At 59.6% G+C, this 23,223-nt stretch carries 26 protein-coding genes; 16 read left to right on the top strand and 10 right to left on the bottom strand.

Annotation, left to right across the window (positions count from 1 at the left end):
* Positions 1-31 precede the first annotated feature (31 nt).
* Complete coding sequence (locus tag ACVWZ1_RS04010) at positions 32-751, bottom strand: response regulator transcription factor (RefSeq protein ID WP_457502585.1); 720 nt, start codon at positions 749-751, stop codon at positions 32-34.
* Between the two features lie 458 nt (positions 752-1,209).
* On the opposite strand from ACVWZ1_RS04010, the gene ACVWZ1_RS04005 reads away from it, so the two are divergent.
* The 11 genes from ACVWZ1_RS04005 (at position 1,210) to ACVWZ1_RS03955 (ending at position 10,694) form a co-directional block, all read left to right on the top strand.
* Complete coding sequence (locus ACVWZ1_RS04005; protein WP_414342412.1) at positions 1,210-1,590, top strand: hypothetical protein; 381 nt, start codon at positions 1,210-1,212, stop codon at positions 1,588-1,590.
* 226 nt (positions 1,591-1,816) lie between these two features.
* On the top strand, positions 1,817-2,587 hold the full coding sequence (locus tag ACVWZ1_RS04000; RefSeq protein ID WP_457502583.1) for an SH3 domain-containing protein: 771 nt from the start codon (positions 1,817-1,819) through the stop codon (positions 2,585-2,587).
* A gap of 299 nt (positions 2,588-2,886) precedes the next feature.
* Positions 2,887-3,684, top strand: coding sequence for a DUF4382 domain-containing protein (locus tag ACVWZ1_RS03995; protein WP_457502582.1), 798 nt, complete (start codon positions 2,887-2,889; stop codon positions 3,682-3,684).
* A 151-nt stretch (positions 3,685-3,835) separates the two neighbouring features.
* Complete coding sequence (locus tag ACVWZ1_RS03990; RefSeq protein ID WP_457502580.1) at positions 3,836-4,345, top strand: hypothetical protein; 510 nt, start codon at positions 3,836-3,838, stop codon at positions 4,343-4,345.
* Positions 4,346-4,353: 8 nt separating this feature from the next.
* The gene (gene cbiM, locus ACVWZ1_RS03985) at positions 4,354-5,031 is read left to right on the top strand and encodes a cobalt transporter CbiM (RefSeq protein ID WP_414388354.1); all 678 of its coding nucleotides are present in this window, start codon (positions 4,354-4,356) and stop codon (positions 5,029-5,031) included.
* The gene (gene cbiQ / locus ACVWZ1_RS03980; RefSeq protein WP_457502578.1) at positions 5,018-5,848 is read left to right on the top strand and encodes a cobalt ECF transporter T component CbiQ; all 831 of its coding nucleotides are present in this window, start codon (positions 5,018-5,020) and stop codon (positions 5,846-5,848) included. Before cbiM ends, cbiQ begins: the two co-directional genes overlap by 14 nt.
* Positions 5,832-7,316 carry a 30S ribosomal protein S12 methylthiotransferase RimO gene (gene rimO / locus ACVWZ1_RS03975; protein WP_457502577.1) on the top strand — a complete coding sequence of 495 codons (1,485 nt, stop codon included), beginning with the start codon at positions 5,832-5,834 and terminating at the stop codon, positions 7,314-7,316. Before cbiQ ends, rimO begins: the two co-directional genes overlap by 17 nt.
* Positions 7,317-7,366: 50 nt before the next feature.
* The gene (gene rpiA, locus ACVWZ1_RS03970; RefSeq protein ID WP_414342421.1) at positions 7,367-8,083 is read left to right on the top strand and encodes a ribose 5-phosphate isomerase A; all 717 of its coding nucleotides are present in this window, start codon (positions 7,367-7,369) and stop codon (positions 8,081-8,083) included.
* 320 nt (positions 8,084-8,403) lie between these two features.
* Positions 8,404-9,741, top strand: a complete 1,338-nt coding sequence (locus ACVWZ1_RS03965) for a UDP-N-acetylmuramoyl-tripeptide--D-alanyl-D-alanine ligase (RefSeq protein ID WP_457502576.1) — start codon at positions 8,404-8,406, stop codon at positions 9,739-9,741.
* 107 nt (positions 9,742-9,848) lie between these two features.
* Positions 9,849-10,073: a DUF3134 family protein gene (locus ACVWZ1_RS03960; protein ID WP_011433626.1), complete on the top strand. Its 225-nt coding sequence runs from the start codon at positions 9,849-9,851 to the stop codon at positions 10,071-10,073.
* 288 nt (positions 10,074-10,361) lie between these two features.
* Complete coding sequence (locus ACVWZ1_RS03955) at positions 10,362-10,694, top strand: fasciclin domain-containing protein (protein ID WP_011433627.1); 333 nt, start codon at positions 10,362-10,364, stop codon at positions 10,692-10,694.
* Between the two features lie 132 nt (positions 10,695-10,826).
* Here ACVWZ1_RS03955 and ACVWZ1_RS03950 read toward each other — a convergent pair whose 3' ends face one another.
* The gene (locus ACVWZ1_RS03950; RefSeq protein ID WP_414357385.1) at positions 10,827-11,069 is read right to left on the bottom strand and encodes a hypothetical protein; all 243 of its coding nucleotides are present in this window, start codon (positions 11,067-11,069) and stop codon (positions 10,827-10,829) included.
* A 176-nt stretch (positions 11,070-11,245) separates the two neighbouring features.
* Between ACVWZ1_RS03950 and ACVWZ1_RS03945 the strand changes: the two genes are divergently transcribed.
* The gene (locus ACVWZ1_RS03945; protein WP_148202746.1) at positions 11,246-12,154 is read left to right on the top strand and encodes a cyanophycinase; all 909 of its coding nucleotides are present in this window, start codon (positions 11,246-11,248) and stop codon (positions 12,152-12,154) included.
* 10 nt (positions 12,155-12,164) lie between these two features.
* Positions 12,165-13,976, top strand: a complete 1,812-nt coding sequence (gene menD, locus ACVWZ1_RS03940) for a 2-succinyl-5-enolpyruvyl-6-hydroxy-3-cyclohexene-1-carboxylic-acid synthase (RefSeq protein ID WP_457466131.1) — start codon at positions 12,165-12,167, stop codon at positions 13,974-13,976.
* On the opposite strand, the gene miaA is transcribed toward menD, so the two are convergent.
* The gene (gene miaA, locus ACVWZ1_RS03935; protein WP_457502574.1) at positions 13,900-14,964 is read right to left on the bottom strand and encodes a tRNA (adenosine(37)-N6)-dimethylallyltransferase MiaA; all 1,065 of its coding nucleotides are present in this window, start codon (positions 14,962-14,964) and stop codon (positions 13,900-13,902) included. The two genes, menD and miaA, sit on opposite strands and share 77 nt — an antisense overlap.
* Before the next feature lie 265 nt (positions 14,965-15,229).
* Here miaA and ACVWZ1_RS03930 point away from each other — a divergent pair, with 265 nt between their 5' ends.
* The gene (locus ACVWZ1_RS03930; protein WP_457502572.1) at positions 15,230-16,009 is read left to right on the top strand and encodes a hypothetical protein; all 780 of its coding nucleotides are present in this window, start codon (positions 15,230-15,232) and stop codon (positions 16,007-16,009) included.
* 149 nt (positions 16,010-16,158) lie between these two features.
* Here ACVWZ1_RS03930 and rpe read toward each other — a convergent pair whose 3' ends face one another.
* Entirely contained in the window at positions 16,159-16,869 is a 711-nt protein-coding gene (rpe, locus tag ACVWZ1_RS03925; protein WP_011433633.1) for a ribulose-phosphate 3-epimerase, read from the bottom strand.
* Positions 16,870-16,974: 105 nt separating this feature from the next.
* Positions 16,975-17,286 (bottom strand): hypothetical protein, encoded by a 312-nt coding sequence (locus tag ACVWZ1_RS03920; RefSeq protein ID WP_457502570.1) that lies wholly within the window; start codon positions 17,284-17,286, stop codon positions 16,975-16,977.
* A 150-nt stretch (positions 17,287-17,436) separates the two neighbouring features.
* Here ACVWZ1_RS03920 and ACVWZ1_RS03915 point away from each other — a divergent pair, with 150 nt between their 5' ends.
* Positions 17,437-17,847, top strand: coding sequence for a VOC family protein (locus tag ACVWZ1_RS03915; protein WP_414418673.1), 411 nt, complete (start codon positions 17,437-17,439; stop codon positions 17,845-17,847).
* A 2-nt stretch (positions 17,848-17,849) separates the two neighbouring features.
* Positions 17,850-19,487 carry an NAD(P)H-hydrate dehydratase gene (locus ACVWZ1_RS03910; RefSeq protein ID WP_457502569.1) on the top strand — a complete coding sequence of 546 codons (1,638 nt, stop codon included), beginning with the start codon at positions 17,850-17,852 and terminating at the stop codon, positions 19,485-19,487.
* 23 nt (positions 19,488-19,510) lie between these two features.
* Here the strand turns inward: ACVWZ1_RS03910 and ACVWZ1_RS03905 are convergent, their stop codons facing one another.
* From ACVWZ1_RS03905 to ACVWZ1_RS03885, 5 genes are all read right to left on the bottom strand, one after another.
* The gene (locus ACVWZ1_RS03905; protein ID WP_457502567.1) at positions 19,511-20,353 is read right to left on the bottom strand and encodes an undecaprenyl-diphosphate phosphatase; all 843 of its coding nucleotides are present in this window, start codon (positions 20,351-20,353) and stop codon (positions 19,511-19,513) included.
* Positions 20,354-20,575: 222 nt separating this feature from the next.
* Positions 20,576-21,094, bottom strand: coding sequence for a DUF2808 domain-containing protein (locus ACVWZ1_RS03900; protein WP_457502566.1), 519 nt, complete (start codon positions 21,092-21,094; stop codon positions 20,576-20,578).
* A 336-nt stretch (positions 21,095-21,430) separates the two neighbouring features.
* Entirely contained in the window at positions 21,431-21,616 is a 186-nt protein-coding gene (gene psbZ / locus ACVWZ1_RS03895) for a photosystem II reaction center protein PsbZ (protein ID WP_011433643.1), read from the bottom strand.
* 142 nt (positions 21,617-21,758) lie between these two features.
* Positions 21,759-22,451: a queuosine precursor transporter gene (locus ACVWZ1_RS03890; protein ID WP_414522381.1), complete on the bottom strand. Its 693-nt coding sequence runs from the start codon at positions 22,449-22,451 to the stop codon at positions 21,759-21,761.
* Positions 22,451-23,107: a response regulator gene (locus tag ACVWZ1_RS03885; RefSeq protein WP_457384811.1), complete on the bottom strand. Its 657-nt coding sequence runs from the start codon at positions 23,105-23,107 to the stop codon at positions 22,451-22,453. Before ACVWZ1_RS03885 ends, ACVWZ1_RS03890 begins: the two co-directional genes overlap by 1 nt.
* Positions 23,108-23,223: the final 116 nt, after the last annotated feature.

The following is a 23,223-nucleotide window of genomic DNA, read 5'->3' as shown; positions in this document are numbered from 1 at the left end:
CCAACGTGAAGAGGGGAGAGTTATTTGGGGGTTAAGGTTTTTCCTCTCCCCATTCCTCTTTCGGAGCGGGGGGCTCAAACTTGTAGCCAACTCCACGCACGGTGCGGATCAACTCCGGTTGGCTGGTATCAGTCTCTAGTTTCTTGCGAATTTGGCCGATGTGGACATCGACCACCCGTTCATCTCCCTCGTGGTTAAAATCCCACACCTCTTGAATCAGCTCAGCCCGTCGCCAAACCCGCCCCGGATGTCGAGCCATAGCATAGAGCAAATCGAACTCCAGTGCTGTTAAGTTGATCAGGCGCTGCTCGCGGATGACTGCTCGGGTTTCCGGGTCGATTACCAAAGAGGCAAAGGTCAAGACCGGTGCGCTGGCAACTTCGGTCTTCATACGTTGCCGCCGCAGGATGGCCTGCACTCGCGCCTGTAACTCCGGCAGGCTGAAGGGCTTGGTCAGGTAGTCATCTGCCCCCAACTGGAATCCGTGCAACTTATCAGCAGGGCTGACGCGGCTGGTCAACATCAACACGTACACGCCGGTCTCTTTTTGCATTTGCTGGCAGAGATCGTAGCCGCTCACATCCGGCAAGTTCAGATCCAAAATTACCAAGGCCGGCTGAAAAGCGCGCAACTGCTGTAAGCCCTCGGCCCCCGTCATCGCCACCTCAACCGAATACCCCTGCCGCTGCAAGTACCGCTGCAGTAGAGCACAAATGCTGGGATCATCATCGATGATGAGGATGCGTGACATGGCAGCTTGGCACTCTCGAAGTCAGCAGGAGACAAGGTTGCAGGGCGTTGGGGTGCGGGGATCCCTTCGGCAGCTCATGGGCAACAATCGTGCAGAGGCGATGGGCCCTCGGCTCGCGGGTGAATAAAGAGCCCTCTCAACAAGGCAAGCTTGACCCCAACTCGGCTGGAAAGGGCCACAGGCGCAGGCAATTCATGAGTGATTGAACACTTAAATCTTATTTCAAGTCTTTACGTGTGGGGTCGCGCGGGGAGTTTATCCTTGCCGAGGCCGCCCTCCTGTGCGTAAATCAACGGAGGCTTATCCAAGAATCTTGGGCATTATCTTACTGAGTTGCCTGAATGGCAGAGGAAATCCGTCAAGCAGATCCTTGCACCTGGAGTTAATCTGGAAGCCGTGGCGCTTCCGTTCCTGTCTCGAGGTCTGGCCTTAGTGTGGGCGGTTTATCCCGGAGGCTTATGTACACCAATCCCGATGAAGTCTTCCGCAAAGATGTCTGGTTGGCCCTCTTCACGTGGGGGATCCTAGAGTTGGCTTGTTTCGTGATTATCCCCTTTACCGGAGCCTACGCATTCTCGCAAGTGGAGGCTTGGCTGTGGCCCTCTTTGGTTTTGGGGCCGGTGGGGGCGGTGGTGGTGGCTTTTTGTTCTAAAGTGGTGCTGGCTGCCAACAACATCCCGGATCCCAGGAGAAAACAAGCCCAGCGGCAAGTGGCTCAGGTGGTCAGTCTTTTTGGCTTTCTGGGCTTGGCATTGCCCCTCCTTCTGGCAGGATGGGTATTTGGCCGAGAGATTTTGACGACCGACTGGCAGAATAAGTTCACCAACACCAATAAGTAGAAGCTAATCTCCGACGCCCTTGCCCTCTGGGGTCGCGTCGCCCCGTCAGCGTTGCGGTTCCTCTGCACAGGCCTAGCAAGAGCGCTGCGGAACACGATACATTGGGATGCAATCACGTCAGCGTTGCGCAGCAGTCGTGCTCTGGCTTTCGTAAATCCCCGGTTTTGACGGGGATCCCATCTTCTCTGCGGATTCTTGCCTGCAGCATTGCGGGAAGGTATTTCGGATGGCTAACTACCCGATGCGAGGCCGTTCTTCTCCTGCTTCTGGCGGTTTTCCCTTGGGCACCTTGGTGGTGGTGAGTGTCTCGGTTGGGGCTCTGGCCGCCTTGGCTTGGCAGTTGTGGCAGCTCGTCGCCCCCATGTTGGCCCCCCCTGCCCCGCCTCAATTTCCGCAGGCGGTGCGCTTGGATCCCTTGCCCCGCCCAGCCAGTTTTCCCTCTCCCCCCTCTGGCCCTGCTGCAGGCACTGTTGACCCTGAGGGATTTCCCCCCGGCAGCCGTGGGCGGGTGATCGAGCCCATTGGCCTGGCCATCCGCAGCCAGCCCTCTGTTGATGGAGCCTACCAAGGGGGAATTGTGGTGGGGGAAACGGTGACGGTGTTGGAGTACAGCGCCGATGGTCGTTGGCAACGGGTGCGGCGGGAGCTGAACGGACAAGAGGGCTGGGTGCGCGCCGGCAATTTGGGCCCTGTGGATGGTGCTTCAGCTTCAACTTCTACAGCTCCCACGGCTGAACCCAACCCTGAATCAACTCCTTTGCCGACTCAACCCCCCACGGCAGCAGTGGTTTCCCCAGGTGAGCGGGGACGGGTGATCGAGCCCATTGGCCTGGCGCTGCGGGCCACTCCAGAGCGGGAGGGAACCTACATTGGCGGTGTGCCCATGAACGAGGTGGTGACGGTGCTGGGCCTCAGCGAAGATGGCCGTTGGCAGCGCATTCGCCGTCAGAATGGGCAGGAAGGTTGGGTGCGGGCGGGGAATCTGGCGCAGGAGTAGCCCTTGCCATAGGCATAGCCCTACAGATGCCCTGGTGGGGGATTGTAACACCAGGGAAGCCTGTGTTTCGGTAGAGCAGTGCCGTTTGCGTCATCGGGACCGAGTCCTTGGCAGGGGAACTGGTGAAACACACTCCATTTCGGCTTGGTGCTTCAACAAGGGATCCCTGGGGCAAGGGGTTAGCTTTACCCTTTCTGGCCCTTGGGTTGGCCTTCTCTCTAGGCGCCTGCCGACCGGCTTCTAACGCTGGAGCGGAAAAGGTCAGGCAGGAAGCACCCCTAGCCCAAGCAAAGGCAGAGATGGGTACTCTGGAGTTCTGGGCCAACGGCGAGGACTTCATTCGGGAGGGGTTTGTCTCCAAAGACGGCTGGGAACTGATCTTTGAGCACGTGTACGTGACGCTGGCGGACATAACCGCCTACCAAACCGATCCGCCCTTTGATCCGGAAGGAAATGCAGATTTGCTGGCACGGGCATTGGTCAGCCTCTCCGGCCCCATCACGGTTGATTTGATCACGGCTCCCCCGGCGGAGCGGGCCTTACTGGGATCCCTAGAGGCACCCCCTGGCCACTACAACGCCCTGGGGTGGCGGCTGGTGCCAGCACTGGAGGGGCCGGCAAAGGGCTATTCCCTCTGGATCGAAGGCCAAGCCCGACCGACAAAGGAAGGGGCTGGGGAGATGCCGTTTGTGCTCAAGTTCAGCCCTGAGGTGGCCTTCACCTGCGGAGAGTATGTGGGGGAGGAGCGCAAAGGCTTTGTGCGCGTCGGCCAGGTGGCAGATCTGGAGGTCACCTTCCATTTCGACCACCTGTTTGGAGATGGAAGCTTGCCCCCCAACGACAGCCTCAATCAAGCAGCTCTGGGGTTTGCCCCTTTGGTGAAGTTGGATCCTGTCTCCCTGGAGCAGCGGCTGGCCGCGTCAGCGGCGCGGAGCACTGGGGGGGGATCCGACCTTCTGGAAGTGGACTGGGGGGATCTGCAGGAGGGATCCCCTGCGGCTAAGGCCGCATTGGAGCTCCTGCACCACTTGGGCCATGTGGGGGAAGGCCACTGCCGCGCTGCCTCTGGCCCTGCCCAGACAGAGTCTTCGCCCTGAAGTCTTGGCTTTTCTAAGACCGGTCGCCTGCAGAGCGTAGAGATTGTCGTCTGTCCTCAGCTAACCAATGAACCGAGTCTGGCCAAAACTTTGGATCCCTTCCTGCCGACTGAGCCTGATTGCGGCGTCGCGTCAGCGATGCGGAGCACGGTTGAGCTTGCTGGCTTTCGGCCTGCTCCTGTCTGCTCCCGCTTGGGGCCACGGGGTGGAGGCCTCTTGGCGGGCAGTTCCCGCTTTTGAGATCCAGGCCCGCTACGATTCTGGCGAACCGATGGGATCCGCCCGGGTGACGGTATTTGCGCCGACGGATCCCACTACCCCTTGGCAGGAGGGACAGACGGATGCGCGGGGACGATTTCTGCTGCAGCCGGATCCCAACCTGACGGGCCTCTGGCAGGTGCGGATTCGCCAGGCGGGGCATGGGGTGTTGGTCAACGTGCCGGTGGGCGAGGAGTTCCCTCAGACAGAAGGGATCCCCAGCGCTTCCCCACCCTTTGGGCCTTTGCAGCGGGGGGTTATGGCCGCCTGTGTCATTTGGGGCTGTCTGGGCACAGCTCTCTTCTTCTCCAGGCCCCGTCAATCTGGTTACGCAGCGGTGGAGAGCCCACCGGTTTCAGCATCTCCAGGGTCATCCCAGGTTAGCTCCTCTGCTCTGGAGTAGGACTGACCATGCACATCAGCGATGGCATTTTGCCAGCACCGCTTTGGCTAGGGGGTTATGGCATCACCGCCCTGATCACCAGCTACAGCTTGCGGCTTCTCCGTCGCGCCAGCGTTGCCGAGCAATGTCCTTGGTGGGAACGGGATCCCCGCCATCAGTTGCCCAAAGCGGCTTTGCTCACGGCTGTCTTTTTTGTGGCCTCTTCGATTCACCTGCCCTTTCCCCCGGCCAGCCTGCATCTGGTGCTGAACGGGTTGATGGGTCTGATGTTGGGGGCTTTGGCCTATCCGGCGATTGTAGTGGGCTTGTTTTTTCAGGCGGTGGCCTTTGGCCATGGGGGCCTGACCACATTGGGCATCAACGCCGCCATTATGGGGATCCCGGCGCTCCTAGCCGGTGGGATTTTTCGGGCAGGCCGTCGGGTGATGGGGGCCGGAGTGTCTGCCTTCTTGGCGGGAGCGGTTGGGGTGGGTCTAGCAGTGCTGTTGTTTTACGGGGTGGTCATGGCTGCTGTGGTTGACGCTGGCAGCGGGATCCTCTCCACAGAAGCCGGTCGCCTGGCTCTTGGGAGCTTGGTGGTGGCCCACATCCCCCTGATGGTGGTGGAGGGGTTGTTCGCCAGTTGGGTGGTGCTGTTTTTGCAGCGGGTACAACCGGCGCTGCTGGGAGAGTATGGCAAGAGATGAAGCCGGCTCAGGGATCCCTTGCTGCTGGCGCGGTCAACAATCCCATCCTCACCCCTCCAAACCCCTTTCCTGGCTGCACCGGTGGCAACCTCTGCCCAAGGTGCTGGGCCTGATGGCGCTGATGGCAGCTTTCGCTTCGGTGAGAGGCTTGGCCCTACTGCCGCTCATCTGGGCGCTGGTGGCTGGACTGTGGAGCCTGTCGGGATTGCCTTGGAGCCTCGGGCTGAGGCGGCTGGCAGCCCCAGGGCTGTTGGTGGCAGGGTTGATGGGGATCCTTCCCTTCTGGGCGGGGGAAACCATCCTGTGGCGCTGGGGATCCCTGGCTCTGCGTTGGGAGGGGCTGCAGATGGCGCTCCGCATTGGGGGGAGAGGGCTGGCCCTATTTGCCCTCACGATGCTGCTGCTGGAGACCACCCCCACATCGGAACTGTTGGCAGCTTTGCGGGCCCTGGGGATCCCAGACCTCCTGCTGGAACTGGCCTGGCTCACCCAGCGCTATTTGCAGGAGGTGGCCGCTCAGTGGCAGCAGATGCAACGGGCAGCCCGGCTGAGGGGTTGGCGACCGCGGGGATCCCTGTGGCGTCCTGGGCCGGCTTTGAGGCAAGACCTACCCTTCCTGGCTGCTTCGGTGGGCACCCTGTTGGTGCGCAGCTACGAGCGCTCGCAGAGGGTTTATCAGGCTTTGCGCCTGCGGGGCTACGGACAAGCGCCTCTGTTTCCGACGGCGGCTGGCAGGGATCCCTACAGTTGGGCGGCCACCGCGTTGGCCGTGGCTACGGCTCTATTGCTCCGCAACGCTGATGCGGCCCTCAACTAGAATAGATAAGCCTCTGGCAAGCTGCCCCCTTTTTGATGCTCAGTCCATGAATGGGTTAGAAGCGACCGTCTCCAGTTTCCCATCCGTTAAGGACTCCGTCCCGCTTACGCGAACAGCGGTGCAGCGTACAAAGGCGTCGGTTGCCGTTTTACACCTGGGCTGTGAGAAAAACCGGGTGGACACCGAGCACATGCTGGGCTTGCTGGCTCAAGCAGGCTACCGGGTGGATGGGGACGAAGAGAGTGCTAACTATGTGATCGTCAATACCTGTAGCTTCATTGAAGCAGCGCGGCGGGAGTCGGTCAGCACCCTGATGGAGTTGGCAGTACAGGGCAAGAAAATCGTTATTGCCGGCTGCCTGGCGCAACACTTCCAAGAGGAGCTGCTGCAGGAGATCCCGGAGGCGGTGGCTATCGTGGGTACGGGCGACTATCACCAGATCGTCCAAATCATCGAGCGGGTGGAGCGGGGAGAGCGGGTCAATGCCGTTACTTCCAGCTTGGATTACATTGCCGACGAGACCGTACCTCGCTATCGCACCACCCATGCGCCTGTGGCCTACCTACGGGTAGCCGAGGGCTGTAACTACCGCTGCTCCTTCTGCATCATTCCCCACTTGCGGGGCAACCAACGCTCCCGCTCCATCGAGTCGATCCTACGGGAAGCAGAACAACTGGCCGAAGAGGGGGTGCAGGAGCTGATTTTAATTTCCCAGATCACCACCCACTACGGGATCGATCTCTACGGGGAGCCGCGGCTGGCAGATCTCATTCGCGCCCTGGGCAAGATCCCCATCCCCTGGATCCGCATGCTCTACGCCTACCCCACCGGCATCACGCCTGCAGTGGTGGAGGCCATCCAAGAAACTCCCAATTTCTTGCCTTACCTGGATTTGCCCCTACAGCACAGCCATCCGCAGATCCTCAAGGCCATGAATCGCCCCTGGCAAGGGCAGGTCAACGACCGGCTGATCGAGCGGCTGCGCCAGGCGTTGCCCAATGCTGTGCTGCGCACCAGCTTCATTGTCGGGTTTCCCGGGGAAACGGAGGAGCATTTCCAGCATCTGCTGGCCTTTGTGCAGCGTCACCAATTTGACCATGTGGGGGTGTTTACCTTTTCTCCCGAAGAGGGCACCCCTGCCTACCATCTCCCCCATCAGGTTCCAGAGGCCGTCAAACAGGAGCGCCGTGCCCGCCTGATGCAGGTGCAGCAGGGGATCACCTTCCGCCGCAACCGCGAGCAGGTAGGCCGGGTGGTTCCCGTTCTCTTGGAGCAGGAAAACCCCAGAACCGGCGAGTGGATTGGCCGTTCCCCCCGCTTTGCCCCCGAGGTGGATGGAGTGGTGTATGTGCAGGGGCAGGGATCCCTGGGATCCCTAGTGCCGGTGCAGATCACCCGCGCCGAGCCCTATGATCTCTTCGGTCGGGTGGTGGCAGCGCCGGAGGGTTTTAGCTGGAGCGGGCGGTAGCGGTGCAAAGCACTTTGGTAGGATCTTCATCCACGGGAGAGGAGCTGGGAATGACTACCCTTGGCGGCAGCGGGACCGAGTCTTTAGATGAGCTGAAACAGGCGGCAGCCCGGGCTGCAGTTCAAAAGGTGCAGTCGGGAATGGTGGTGGGGCTGGGCACGGGATCCACAGCCGCCTTTGCTGTCAGCGCCCTAGCAGAGCGGATGCAAAGCGAGGGTCTGCAGATCCTCGGTGTGCCCACCTCCGAGCGCACGGCTGAACAGGCCCGCTCCCTGGGGATCCCGCTGGCTACCCTAGAAGAGCAGCCGCGCCTGGATCTGGCCATCGATGGGGCCGACGAGATTGAAGTGGGATCCCTGAACCTGATCAAAGGGGCAGGAGGGGCCCTGTTGCGGGAAAAATTGGTGGAGGCCAGCGCTGCCGAGCTGATCATCATCGCCGATGCCTCTAAAAAAGTCCCGCAGTTGGGCATTCGCTTCCCGGTGCCGGTAGAGGTGGTGCGCTTTGGCTGGAAAACCACCTTGGCGCGGGTAGAGGCTCTGGGGTGCACAGCCACCTTACGGCGGAATGCCAACGGGGATCCCTACTTGACGGACGAGCAGCACTACATCCTCGACTGCCAATTCGGCCCCATGGCGGATCCTGCCAAGATCGCCGATCAACTCAAAGGGACGGTGGGGGTTGTGGAACATGGCCTGTTCATCGGCATGGCCAAAGAGGCAATCATCGCCCTCCCGACTGGGATCGAAACGCTGCAACCCAGCTGACAACTTCCTATACCCAGTCGTGTATTGGCGTTGCCCAGGAACTGGGTTTACAGCTTTTTCCGACTTCATGGGAGTTCCGTAGCCAAGCGGGAGCCTTCCCACGCAAGAGATTGATTGACACTGGCTGTGGTAAACAACGCTGAAAAAAGCTGTACAGCTATCCCCAACTCCCCTCTCCCCCTGGGAGAGGGGCTGGGGGTGAGGGCTGACTCCCCCTGGGAGAGGGGCTGGGGGTGAGGGGGAGCGCTTGGGAAATGTCTCAATCGGGTCTGAAATGACCATAGACGAAGAGGCTGTAGGCGAATTGGAGTTTCTGCCCGATGCTGACCTTACGAACTGTGGCTGACCTGCTGCAAACTCCCCTGAAGGGGGATCCCCATTTGTTGGGTCTTCCCGTCCAAGCCATTTGCACCGACAGCCGCCAATTGCAGCCGGGGTCAGTCTTTGTGGCGCTGCGGGGGGAACGGTTTGATGGACACAACTTTATTCCACAAGCTTTGGCAAGGGGGGCCGTTGCCGTCATCAGCCAGCGTCCGGTGGCTGGGCCCCATTTTCAAGTCTCAGATACCCTAGCTGCCTACCAGCGCATCGCCAGAGGCTGGCGGGAGCAGTTTCCCCCCCCCATACTGGCCATCACGGGCTCAGCAGGCAAAACCACCACCAAGGAAATGTTGGCGGCTGCCCTATCCCGCTACGGCACAGTTCTCAAAACTGAAGCCAACCACAACAACGACATCGGGGTTGCTCAAACACTGCTCCAGATGCAACCGGAGCATCAGTTTGTGGTTCTGGAAATGGCCATGCGCGGCCCCGGAGAAATTCGCCGGCTGGCTCAGATGGCTCAGCCCACCCACGCCTTGATCACCCATATTGGCACCGCCCACATCGGCAGACTGGGATCCCGCGCGGCCATTGCTGCTGCCAAGTGCGAGCTGCTGCAGGAGCTAGGGCAGGGGGTGGCTCTGCTGAATGGAGAAGATCCCTTGCTGTTGTCTACCGCCGCCAGCCTGTGGTCGGGACAAACCCTTACCTATGGTCTGGATCGGGGGGACTTACGGGGAGAATGGGATCCCCAAGCCCAAACGGTAACTGTGGAGGGCCTAACGCTGCCGGTGCCCTTGCCGGGAAGACACCATGCCCTCAACTGGATGGGAGTGCTGGCTGCTCTGTGCAGCTTGGGGCTGGATTGGGAGCGGCTCCGAGAACCCATTGCTTTGCCTACCCCTCTGGAGGGGCGCAACCGACATCTCAAGCTGGCAGGAGATGTGGAAATCTGGGACGAAACCTACAACGCCTCGCCGGAAGCGATGATCGCGGCTCTACACCTGCTGGCCCAAACCCCGGGAAAACGGCGCTGGGCCATTCTCGGCCCGATGCGGGAGTTGGGAGAGCATGCGCCTCAGCTCTATGCAGAGGTGGGTCGGGCGGCTGCCCCTCTGGGGCTGGATCGGATCTTGCTCTTGGATCCCGAAGGAGAAATGCAACCGCTGCTCGACCAAAAACCGGCAGCCCAGACAGAACGCTGCGAGGAGGTATCCGAACTGCTGGAAATCTTGCTCCATCACGTGCAAGCCGGGGATCGGCTGCTGTTCAAGGCAGCGCGGGCTGTTGAACTGGAGCGGGTGCTGCACCGCTTTTTGCAGGAGTGGCAGGCATAGGCTAAACTGAGGGATATATCGATGGAAAGCCCGCGTCCCTCGGTTGAGAGGAGATCAATCCAAGCCGAGTTCATTCCTCGTCGATAACTGCCCTTTTTCCGTACGGCATGTACTACCACAATCCCTCTCTGCGCGAAGAGCCCCGCGATCAGCCGCCAACGGTGGTGCCCTCTCCTAGCAGCCTCTCCATTCTTGACTGGTTGCGCAAAGAGGGCCGGTTGATCGAGCAGCCCATTGAGGTCCCTGAGATGATTTTGGAAGAAGACATCGACGATATCGACGATTTGATCGGGGACGACTACGACGAAGACTTCGAGCCGGAAGAAGAGTAAGCACAACTGCCAGGATTATTACGAGCTCGTTAACTCATTTATCCCTTTGCTCGGCACCGTGAGGGTGTTATTTTTTGTGCTGCCGCTGGATAGACAGCTCGAGCAAACAAAACAGTACAGTCGTTTCAGGTTAGAGTGAGACGCCTGAGCTACCAAGAAAAGTCTTCCAGCCCCGCGCATTCAACGCTTCAGGTGTGGGTGCAGCGTTTTAGTTTGAATCAGAATGACTATAGATGCAGACAAACGTAACTGATCCCTCAGCCTCAAGGGATCCTTTTTCAGCCTGTTTTGGATTGCTCACCACCACCCTGCGATGATTGTTGCAAATCTAACCTTAGTGGAAGATACCCCCGCAGCCTTTGTAAGAAAGCATCTTGGGGCAGTAGAAACATCTTTTTCGGGGACTTTTTTCGATTTCTCACTTACCATGCAGTGCCCGGCAAAGTTCTCTCTACCTCTTTGGAAGCTGGGGAAGTGGTTACGGTCGAAGGATCTCCTGTGGAGATCTCTTTGGCTGATGGTGTCAAGGTCAACGATGCTAATGTGGTAACAGCCGACATTGAAGCTTCCAACGGCGTGATCCACGTCATCGACAAGGTGATCCTGCCCCCGCAAAGCTAACCTGTCGGTACTGAGGTTCTAAATCCTGCGGGGTCTAGTCCTCTGGCAGCCCCTGCCCCTAGTGGTGGGGGCTTTGCGTTGTCAGCCCGGCGATACTCAAGGGATCCCTGACCTTGGTCTGCTCTATAGGCTCTATAGGTCGATGCCAACGCTGGAAGCGTAGATTGCCTCCACCGATACAGCGGACACCCGTTGAGGACGCACGATCATGTACTCATTGTCCATTTGCTTGGGCAAGGTGATGAACTCTTCGCCGCCCACCATGAGGTTGTTGATCAACTCCGTGTATTCTCTGGCTTCTTTGACCCGTACCTGCATGGTTTGTCCACCTTCCAGCATGATGTGGACAAGATATCCGTCAGGTTTTCTGGCCATGGATGCTCCTACTGGGTGAACCGAAGGGTGTTCTCACGAACATTATTCCCCCTTTCGAGACCCCTAACCAACCCCTGACTCTTCCGTGAAATCTGGAATTGAGCTGCGCCAAACCGAATTCCAAGCCGTAGCATAGTGAAAGTGAAATGTGCCCATTTTAATCTTCCTCGCGCTCCATGCCCCATTTGCCTGATGTTTCTGCTGCCCACCGTGAGCTGGAGTGGAACGGAGTTCCTTCCACGCCGACAAACGACGCCCAACCCCTGAGCCGCTCTACCGTGAAGGATCCCATCACCGCCCGTTCCGACATCATCGCCGTCGGGGGAGCAGAGGATAAGGAAAATGAGCGCCACATCCTTTGGGAGTTCTTCCGCCGAGCGGGGGGAAAGTCTGCCCACATCACCATCGTGCCCGCGGCTTCTGGGATCCCGGCGGTGCTGGGGGAGATCTACGCCAACATTTTTCAGCAGATGGGGGCAGCCAGCCTCCAAGTTCTGGATATCCGCAGCCCGATGGAGGCAAGGGATCCCGATAACGTCGAGAAAATTCGCTTCTCCACCGGCATCTACTTCACGGGTGGGGATCAGGAGCGGCTGGCAGAGGTGCTGGCCCACAGCGAGCTGATGGAGGCCATTCGACAGCAGTGGCAGCGGGGGCAGACGGTGATTGCCGGAACCAGCGCCGGAGCTTCTGCGTTGGGGCAGCAGATGATCTCCCGCGGCTACAGCGGAGAACCGCCCACGCCGGCAATTGTAACGGTGAAGACGGGCTTGGGCCTTTTGCCTCGCGTCATCATCGATCAACATTTCCATCAGCGCAATCGCCTGGTGCGGCTGGTTACGGCGGTGGCCCACTACCCCCAATGTCTGGGCATCGGCATTGATGAGAATACGGCGGTGGTGATCCAGGCCGACGATGTGATGGAGGTGATCGGCTTGGGCACAGTGACAATTGTGGACGGGACACAACTGTACTCGACTGTTCAGGAGGCGGCAGCGGATGAGTATTTTCGGCTGCACAATGCCCGCATTCACTTTTTGCCGCCGGGATCCCGATTCGATCTCAACACCTTGTCTCCACTCTGACTGCTGAAATGTGACTGCTGAAAACTTTGTCCTGCCAAGGCGGCTGGACTGGCGCAACCTCAACACCCTCTGGGGATCCCTGTTGGCCGAAACCTTGAGTCGGCTGGGTTGCCGTTTGGCGGTGGTGTGTCCGGGATCCCGCTCAGCACCCCTGACCTACGCGCTGGCCCAGCACCCCGACATCGAGGCAATTCCCGTGCTGGATGAGCGGTCGGCAGCCTTTTTTGCTCTGGGGTTGGCCCAGCAAACCCGGCAGCCCATCCCCCTGGTGTGTACTTCTGGCAGTGCTGCCGCCCACTTTTTCCCGGCTCTCCTTGAGGCAGCCGAAAGTGGCTTTCCCCTGTTGATCCTGACGGCGGATCGGCCTCCAGAGCTGCGCCACTGTCGCGCCGGCCAAGCAATTGACCAAGTGAAGCTCTACGGCCATTACCCCAACTGGCAGGCGGAATTGGCCGTGCCCAGCGCGGCTCCAGAAGCCCTGGCCTACTTGCGCCAGACCCTGGTTCACGCCTGGGAGCGCACCCTTTACCCCTTCCCCGGCCCTGTGCATTTGAATGTGCCCTTCCGGGATCCCTTGGCTCCCATTGCCGATGGCAGCACTGCGCCGCTGCTCCATCTACAGGAAGATCCGGAGTTTGAGAAGACCTTTTTTCGTGGGGTTGCTCCTCCATGCACCGGCTCTTCCTTGCAGGCGGTGCGGAGCCCTTTTCAGACGGAGACGGTTTCTTTTTGGCAGGAGTGGCGCAGCTGTGAGCGGGGGGTGATCTTGGCGGGGCCGGCTCAACTGGCGGATCCCCAGCGTTATGTGGAGGCAGTGGCCCATTTGGCGACGGCTTTGGGGTGGCCGGTGCTGGCGGAGGGGCTCTCTCCCCTGCGCAACTACGCTTCCCTCAACCCCTATCTCATCACCACCTACGATCTCATCCTGCAGCGGGATCGGCCCCAGCTTTGGCCGGAGCAAGTCATCCAACTGGGATCCCTGCCCACCAGCAAAGCGCTGCGGCAAACCCTGGCCAAGGTTGCTCCCCGCGTTTGGCGGTTGGATCCCCGTCCCGACAATGGGGATCCCCTGCACAACCCCACCACCCACTTGCCTTTCGCCGTAGAGGAGTGGGTCGCCGGGATCCCGGAAGCGCCAGCCAAGCGAACAACTTTTCTGCAGGGCTGGCTGACAGCGGAAGCACAAATCCGTGCTGCCCTAGACCAGGCCATGACTGACCTATCGGAGTGGTTTGAAGGCAAGGTTGCCTGGTGGCTGGCCCACCACTTGCCCCCAGAGACTCCGCTGTTTATTGCCAACAGCACGCCGGTGCGGGATGTGGAGTGGTTTTGGCCCCCCAACGACCGCCGCATCCGTCCCTACTTCAATCGCGGCACCAACGGCATCGATGGCATTCTCTCTACCGCCCTTGGAGTGGCCCACGGCTCTCACAAACGCCCAACGGTGCTGCTGACCGGGGATCTGGCCTTTCTCCACGACAGCAGTGGCCTACGGCTCGGCCAACAGGTGCGGGGATCCCTGACCATTCTCCTCATCAACAACCAGGGGGGTGGGATTTTTGAGCTGCTGCCCATCGCTGAGGTGGGCCCACCCTTCGAGCCCTATTTCGCCACGCCCCAGGCGGTGGATTTTGCCCTGCTCTGTCAGGCCCACCACATTCCCCATCGCCGAGTGGAAAGCTGGCAGGAGCTGGCCGAAGCTCTGGATCCCTTACCTGCCCAAGGGGTGCGGGTGTTGGAGATCCTTACGGATCGAAAAGCCGATGCTCAGCGGCGGCGGGACTGGTTTCAACAGTGGTCGGAGCTGCCATCCAAGCCTTGACCTGCTTCCAGATCTGCTCCGGCAAATCCTCAGCTTCGCAGTCCAGCCACAGGGCCACGCATCGACCCCTTCCCGACAGGGTGCCGTAGGCATGGCCCTTTTGGATCCCCAGCATGGCTCGAAACCAAGTCATCTGCCGTTTGGCAAATTGGCGGGTGCGCCGCACAATCAGGGGTTGCAGTTCGGCTTCCGGGATCCGCCCCTCCAGATAAGCGCCGATTTCCGCGTAGCCCAAAGTATTCAAAAGGGGCAGGTGGGGCCCATAGCGCTCCCGCAGGGTTTTCACCTCCTCGATCCACCCCCGCTCCATCATCTCTGCCGTGCGCCGGGCAATGCGTTGTTCCAAACGGGGCATTGGGCAGCTCAGACCCAAGATCAAGATGGGGTAGTGGGGGGGATGGGCCTGCCGTAGGCTGGAAGCCGGCTTCCCGGTGGTGTAAACGATCTCCAAAGCACGCAGCGTGCGCACTGCGTCATGGGGATGAATGTGCTGGGCGGCAACGGGATCCAACTGCTGCAGCCAGGCGTAGCGGATCTCAGGGGGCCAAGTTTCCAGTTGTCTTCTCAGTTGGGGCTGCGGGGGTACAGCAGGGATCCCTAGGCCAGTAGTCACCGATTGGATGTAGAGACCGGTGCCCCCCACCAAGATGGGAGTCTGTCCCTGCCGATGGGCCTCGGCGATGCGGGCCTGGGCCGCCTGCTGAAACTCGGCCACCGTGTAGGTGTGGCAGGGATCAACAATGTCGATCAACTCGTGGGGCCAAAGGGCCTGCTCGGCGGGGGTAGGCTTGGCTGTGCCGATGTCGAACTCGCGGTAGACCTGGCGAGAGTCCGCATTCAACAACGGGGATCCCAGCCGTTGGGCCAAAAGCAGCGCCTGTCGAGATTTCCCGGTGGCCGTGGGGCCGGCAATGACGATCAATCCCGGCCATTCTGTCCGGTCAGAAGCTGCTGCAGCGGGAATGCCGTTCTCGAGAGTTGCACTCATTTCGTTCGCGTCAGCGGCGCGGAGTACCTTAGTTTCGAGACATTCAGGATCTGCAAGAAAATTCACACAAGGCAACAGGTTAAAATTTTCAAGAGGCTTTGGCTCTTTGGCTACAATAGAGCTTCCATCGCGTCAGCGGTGCAGAGCACTCTAGCTTCACCTTTTTTCTGGCTTTTCGGGGTTCTCGGTGATCTCATCTTACGTCCCTGCTTCTACTGGGTTGGGCGGCAGTTGCCCACAGCTCAGGCTACCTCTACAGATACAGATGCTCACCCCTCTGCTGCTTGCTTCGGCAAGACGTGGTCTTAGCTGTCTTGGCCGGGCGGTTGGGGCAGGGATCCTGACAGTTTTGTTGGCGTGGGAACCTTGCCCGGCGCTGGGGGAAACCTTGGTGCTCAAGCAGGGAGAAGTGCGCACTCTGCCCCTGCTGCAAACCCGGGCTCGGCTGCCCTTGCAAATGGAAATGCTCTATCTGGGCATGGTCGAGGAGCGCTTCTTGAGCTACGCCCGCGCCAACAATTGGGAGACCATTTCCAGCGACCGGGAGGATCCCCGCTGGAGCCGCTGGCAACTGCGTCCTGGGGGTGAAGCCCTTTACCTGCCCGATTCCCCTTCATCTCAGAACTCCTTGGAGCCCCCCATCTATGCCCGTGGGTTTTATGTGCAAGCCTATTTTGTCGGCGGGCGCCTGGCGGGAATGCACCTGATTCGCAACCCTGAAGAGCCGGGCTTCAACTTGAAGGCCCTGCAAAGGCTTATCCGCGCCTGGTTTCCCGATAATCGCCTGATGTTGTATTACCAAGTGTTGCCAGAGGATCCCGAGCAGCAGGTGCTGGGCGCCTATCTGGGCACCATTCCTCCCCCCTACCTTGCCGATATTCGGCGCAACCGCGTGCCTTTTTGTCAGACTTTTCTCAGCCCCACTTCGCCGCAGCCGATCATCCCCCCCTCCGTCGATGGGCCTCCCCATTGCTTGGGCACGACTGCTGCCAACAGCGGGACGGGGCCTCACGCTGCCCAGAAAGAGACTGCGGCTATGCGCTAGTTGCAACAGTGTTGCGTAGCAATAAGGTTGTGAGGCTAAAACCATTCCCCCTCTGTGGACGAAGAGCCGGGAGTGGGGGGCCAGATTAAGTCAGCGGCGCAAAGCGCCAGGGCCAAGCTGGATTTTAGAAGGGAGCAATTTCCTTCAAATCAAACTGTCACCAGCTCGGGACGGCGGCTGTTGCGAATGCTGCGAATGGCTTCGGCATAGTCTTTGGCTTTGAACACTGCCGAGCCGGCCACAATGGCGTTGGCTCCTGCTTCAATCACCTGCCAAGCGTTGCTGGCTTTGATGCCGCCATCCACCTCGATCCAGGGATCCAGGCCGCGCTCATCACACATGGCCCGTAACTGGCGAATTTTGGGCACCACTGCTGGAATAAAGCTCTGGCCGCCAAAGCCGGGGTTGACGCTCATGATCAGCACCAGATCCACCAGATCCAGCACGTATTGGATCAGCTCCAGGGGGCTGGCCGGATTGAGCACCACGCCCGCTTGCTTGCCCAGATCCTTGATTTGGCTGAGGGTGCGGTGCAGATGAATGGTGGAGCTGGACTCTGCGTGCACGGAAATGATATCGGCCCCTGCTTTGGCAAAATCCGCCACATAGTTCTCCGGCTCCACGATCATCAGGTGGACGTCCAGGGGCTTAGCCGTCACCGGGCGCAGGGCTTCCACCACCAACGGGCCGATGGTGATGTTGGGCACAAAGCGGCCATCCATCACATCCACATGGATCCAGTCGGCCCCCGCCTCATCCACTGCCCGTACTTCCTCCCCCAACCGGCTGAAATCGGCTGAAAGGATGGAAGGGGCGATGACAATCGGCTTCTGCCCAGAGGTTGCTGACGGCTGCACCATGGTGAGTCCTGGGGATTGAAAACAGAGAAACGGAGAAACCTGCTCCTCTATGGTACGGGGTTTGATCCCCTTTGCAAAGCGTCATATCCCCTCTCAGCTTGGCACTCAAGGCTCCAGGGGGGACGTGGACTCTGGCGACAGGATCCCGTTCGCGTTGGCGGGACGAAGTCCTTTCAAGCTCGCATCGCCGAGCCGCAACCCCTGCAAAACTTGGGCAACACGACGCCAGGGATCCAGCCGTTCCGTTCGCGGAAGCAGGACGGAGTCCTGGCTGCTTTGAGGCTCTGGAGAAGACTGCTCAGAGGGGGCGGGATCCCTTTCCTCCAGCCTCAGGGAAAGCTGCTGCAACTGCATGTAGATGCTGTTCACGGCCAGCATGGCCAAGACCGTGCCGAAAAACTTGGTGCGGGATCCCATAGGTCAACCCCTGTGCGAGAACAAGAGTAGGGTCGTCGCCGGTGCGTTAGCTCCACCTTAGCTCACAGGTTTGGCTGGCTGTTGCGAGAAAATAAACCTGTTTGCACCAGATCCTGCAAAGCCCTCGGGTCAAGATCCGCCGCCAAGACGATGACTACTCCACGAAAGCCAACCTACCAGCACCTGCACACCGCCCTTTGGGTAAGCGATCTGGCCAGAGCCGAACATTTTTACGGGACAGTGCTCGGGCTCCCCAAGGCGGAACGCTTTGCGTTTAACTTTCCCGGCGCTTGGTATCAAGTAGGTTCCTCCCAAATTCATCTCATCGTGGCTGAGGAGCCGATGGATCAAGGGCACCACTTGCCTTGGCGGGCCGGAGGATCCTGGAAGTGGGGGCGCAACCCCCATGTGGCGCTGGGGGTAGATGACTTGGAAGCGGTGAAGGCTCGCCTCTTGCAGGCAGGCTACGAGGTGCAGCCCAGCGCTTCCGGGCGGGCGGCAGTGTTCGTCCGGGATCCGGATGGGAATGTGATAGAGCTAAGCTCGATTAGCGCAACTTAGCCATGAGCCATCTCCCCTCAGCAATGCCGCCGGTTGCAACAGCGTTGCGTAGCGATATGGGTTCTCGTTGCCAGTTCGATCCGGCCATCAGCCTGGTCAGTTCCGCACAGATGCAGCGCATTGAGGAGCAGATCTTCTCTGCCGGCATGCCCGTTGCCGCTCTGATGGAGAAGGTGGGGCTGGCCGTTGTTGCTCAGTTGCAGAAGGATTTTCCGCAAGCCCATCGCATTGGGATCCTCTGTGGGACAGGGCACAACGGTGGCGATGGGTTGGTGGTTGGGCGGGAGCTATGGCTGGCCCAAAAGTCGGTGAAGGTGTGGCTGGGCAAGCCGGATCTCAAACCCCTGACGGCAGACCACGCCCGCTATCTCAAGGCGCTGGGGGCAGAGTTTGTGGAGAGTCTTGAAGAGCTGGCCGATTGCGATTTGTTAATTGATGCCCTGTTTGGGATCGGTCTGAACCGGCCTTTGGGGGAGCCTTGGGCGGGGGCGGTGGGGTGGGCCAATGGCAGTGGGATCCCCATCCTTAGCCTGGATTTGCCGTCTGGCCTCAACGACCAAACCGGGGAAGTCTGGGGCTGCTGCATTCGCGCCAGCCATACCTATACCCTTGGCCTTTGGAAACGGGGGCTGTGGCAGGAAGCAGCTCTGCCTTGGGTAGGACGGTTACATCGCGTTGATTTTGGGATCCCCGCTTGGGCCTGCCCAGAGGATGAGGTTCCCCGGTTGTTGCTGCGGCCTTGGCAGCACTTTCCTGCGGATCCCCCTTTGGATACCCACAAATACCGCCAGGGATCCCTGTTGTTGGTGGCAGGCTCGGCAGCCTATGCTGGAGCAGCGGTGTTGGCGGGGCTGGGATCCCGCGCCAGCGGGGTGGGCATGGTGACGATGGCGGTGCCGGCGGAGTTGAAAGGAGTGATCCACAGCGCCCTGCCGGAAGTCTTGGTCTATGCCTGGGAGGGGATCCCCGCTTTGCCCCAGGTGGCCGAGAAACCCTTTCAGGCGGTGGCCGTGGGGCCGGGCTTGGGAGAAACCCGTTTGCCCCTGCTGGAGATCCTGCTGCGGGATTGGGCCGGGATCCCCTGGGTGATCGATGCGGATGGCCTCAATGCTCTCGCTGAGATGGGGGTAGAGCGCTTACGAGAAAAAGGGATCCAAGCCATTCTCACCCCCCACCTGGGGGAATTTCGGCGGCTCTTTCCAGGGATCCCGCTCCAGGATCGCCTTGAGGCGGCCCAAAGAGCAGCAGCCCAGAGTGGAGCTGTAGTGGTTTTGAAGGGGGCGCGGACGGTGATCGCCTCTCCCACTGGGGAATGCTGGGTGAACCCGGAAAGCACACCGGCTTTGGCCCGCGGTGGCAGCGGCGATGTCTTGACCGGCTTAATTGGGGGGCTGGTGGCCTGCTCCCTGGGCCGTGAGGTGGGATCCACTCTGGACAGGTTGCGGGCGTCAGCAGGGGGCCGCAGCGTTGCCTCAGCAATGCACAGTACAATCCTCTCCAACTGCGCCTGTGCAGGAGTGTGGTGGCATGCCCAAGCGGCTATCCATCTGGCGCAGGAACGGGGCCTAACAGGGGTGGATCCGGCCCACCTGGCGGAGCACCTGCCCAAGGCGCTGCAGAGCCTGCGGGAGCAAGGGTGAAGGAAGGAGCTGCAAAACCCAGCCTAGGGTTTCAGGAACCCCAGGGCCAACCCCAAGAAAATGAACAGGCCAAAGCCAATCCGATAGACGATGAACAGCCAGGTGCTGCTGCGCTGCAAAAACTGAATTAGCCAATCGATAGACAAGTAGGAAAAGACGAAGGCCGAAAGCGTCCCCAACCCCTGCGGCAGCAGGGCCTCTGCCTCGAACTCGGAGATAAACTCCACAACCCCCGCCAAAAATAATGCCGGGATCCCCAGCAAGAAGGAGTAACGGGCGGCAGCCGGGCGTTGCAAATGGAGAAACAGCCCTGCCGTCAGCGTCGAGCCGGAGCGCGACACCCCAGGGATCAGGGACAAAGCTTGGGCCAGCCCTACCCAGATCCCATCCCAAATGCCTAAGCTGTGAAGGTCTCGCTGGCGTTTGCCCGTTTGCTCTGCCCAGCCCAACAACACAGCCAAGCCGATGGCTGCGACGGCGATCACCCACAACTGGCGGGGCGGGGATCCCCAGATCACTTTGACAGCCAACCCCACCACCACAATCGGCAACGTTCCCACCAGGATCCCGACCAACAGCCGCCAGGATTCTTGGTGAAAATCCCGTTTCTGCCAGGCTTGCCAAGCAGAGAGGGTGAGTTGCCGCAGGTCGGAGGCAAAGTAGATCAACACCGCCGCCAAACTGCCCAACTGGATCACCGCAGTAAAGGAGGCTCCGGCATCTGGCCATCCCACCAAAGCCGGAAACACCCGCAGATGAGCCGTGCTGCTAATGGGCAGAAATTCGGTGATCCCTTGCACCATGCCCAAAATTAGAGCCTGCCACCAATCGGGATACCAAGTGTCAGCAAGCAACAAGGTAAACACTCCCCCACCCAAACTTGCCGGATTTGCACAATCCCCATTCTTAGAAAAACTCAGAACTCCGGCTTTTTCCAGCAGCCCATACCAGGGCGAACAAACACTTGCAGAGGGATCCCACCCCAACTGGCTGGGAACTTGGGTGTCGCTGTCCCAGACCCGCAAAAGGGCTGTGCCTATAGGATCGCCGCAAAGATCAACAGTAGGTCAGATCATCGGGTCAATAGATCAGAAGCCAATCCGCTCTGGGTCTTCAATGGTAATCAGCCAGTTGCCCACATTCCGGAAGAGGGGGTTGGGTTCCGTACCCCGTACCCGCGCCTCCACACGGTAGATACCGGCAGATGAAGGGTTGCGCACGTTGGAGAGCACCAGACGGATCTCCTGACCGGCAGCAATGGGTTGACGGGCCACCACCTCCAGAGAGCGAAACTCCTCGTTCCAGTACACTTGATCCAGCTCTACGGGCCGGCCTTCCACCTCCAGGCGGATATTGTTGGGGTCGATGACGGCGTCAAAATTCCTGTCCCCGTTAATTTGCACTTCTGCCACTGCCACATTCTGGGGGGGGATCGTCAGGCGGTAGCGATCCAGGCGACCGCGAATGCCGCGAAAATCCAGCCGGTAGCTAAGAACAGGCACCCCCTCACTGCCGGTGATCACCAAACCCGACTGCGCCTCTGCAGAATGGGGCACCATCAGGGATCCCAGGCTCCCCATCAACAGGCCCGCCAAGGCCAGCCTCATGCCTCGCCGAGCAAGGCCAAGTTCCTGCGAACATTTCCCTGCTCTCATCACTGCTCTCAACACCCAAACCTCCGCCGGTTGAAACACCTCAGCACCTTCAAAGCTCACTAGCGCGGCCTGTAGACAGCCTGACCGATGGCAAGCAAGGCCGACGCCTCGCCGTCCATTGTAGGGGATGGGATCCCCTCTACCGAGAGAGCCTAGGGCTCACCGGGGTGCGCAAGTACGCAGTTCTGGCAGAGATCTCAACAAGAACTTTGGGCCACCATACCCACAGTGCAGCCCCCCACAGCGCCGATTGTAACGGCAAGATGCCCCTGCCCTTCTACTGCTTCTTCACTTGAGGAAACTCAGCACCCCCACCCCAATCACCATCAGCACCCAGAGCAGGGATCCCACCAAAATCACATTCTTGGCCCGGCTCCAGTCGCTGGCTGAGCTGTAGAGCACTGGCACCGCCACCACCAAGAGCAAGCTGTAAAGCACCAACACCAACAAAGCAATTTGGAAAACAAGCATCATCTTGCGGATCCCTCACAAAAGTCTTGTCTTGGATAAAAGCTCCCGGTAACACCGGATGGCAGCAGGATAAATAGGATGACGCTCTGACTATACCAAAATAGGATCCCTCCCAAGGCCAGATCCGTTGAGGCGGCTGATGAATTCATCTAGACACAGGCTGGAGGCGGAAGGGGTTAAAGTCGGTTGCCACATCGAAGTAGTCTTCTTGTTCTTGCTGCTTTAGCCAGCCGGTAATGGCATAGGTCAGGGGCGTGAACGCCGCCTCAACGGCACACTTGAACACATAGTTGGAGAGTATTAAGCTGCCCAGGCCAGGGAACACCCCCCAGAAGGCCAAGGTGACAAACAGTCCAGTATCCACCGCTTGGCCCACCAGGGTAGAGCCGATGGTGCGCGTCCACAGCCACCGTCCCCGCGTCCACACCTTCATCCGGGCCAGTACGTAGGCGTTGGCAAAGCTGCCTCCCCAATAGGCGATTAAGCTGGCCAGGACAATGCGGGGCGTCAGGCCCAGAATCTGGTCGTAGGCTTCTTGATAGGGCCAGTCGGGGGCCGCAGGCAGGGATCCCACGATCATGAACGTTACTGACATGAGGGCCGCCGAGATAAATCCCAGCCAGATCACCCGTCGCGAGCGGGCATAGCCATAGACCTCCGTGAGGATGTCGCCAAAGATATAGCTGAGGGGGAAGAGAATGGTGCCCCCGTCAAAGGTAAAGGGCCCCAGAAGAACGATCTTGGTCGAGGCGATGTTGGAAATCAGCAGCACGGCCACAAATAGAGCCGTCACCGCATCTAGGTGTCGATAAGCTCGCTCAAAAACCCTCTCAGACATCAGGATCCCCCCAACAACTTACGGATGTGCCGCAGCTCCTTGACGATCAAGGCCAAGCCTTGGCTATGCCGTTCCACTTCGCCGGCGAGCTTACGGATTTGTTCTTCCAGGTTAGCGCTGTGGGATTCCTGACGGTCTAGACGCTGGCTGAGGCTGGAAAGCCGCGTCACCACCTCCCGCTGGATCAGGTTTTCCGTGCCTTGAATCAGCAGCGTCTCGATAGCAGTGAGCTTGTTCAAGAGCAATTGGGTGTTGGTTTCCCCTCCAGCCTCCGGGGCAGCTACGGGGGCCACTTGCAGAGCCTTTTGAATTTGTGCAAGGAGAGCCTCCGCCTCAAACGGTTTTTCGATAAAGTCGAAATCGACAAAAGGCTCAGGGATGCGGGCCGTCACCTGCTCCTTCATCCCCGACATCATGATGATGGGGGTATTTTTCAAACTGTCTTCGCGGCGAATAGCCTGCAACGTGTCATAGCCATCCATCTTGGGCATGACAAAATCCAGCAAGATCAGGTCGGGGTGATGTTTTTTGGCCGCCTCCAAACCTGTCAACCCGTCTTTGGCCTCCACCACTTGGAACTGATCGGCCAAGATGCTGGCCACCATCTTGCGAATCATGATGCTATCGTCAATGACCAACACCGTCTTGGTTGTCATGCTGAGGCGCTCCCTCTTCCCATTATCAAATCGACCTGATCAGCCCCTTCCTCCAGCTCATAGGGCAATCGAGGACATCCTTTTGAGGACACCACTAGAGTACTCCCCTGCTTGGC

The sequence above is a fragment of the Thermostichus sp. MS-CIW-25 genome, from assembly GCF_054060015.1.
This window is presented reverse-complemented; position numbering and strand designations above follow the sequence as displayed.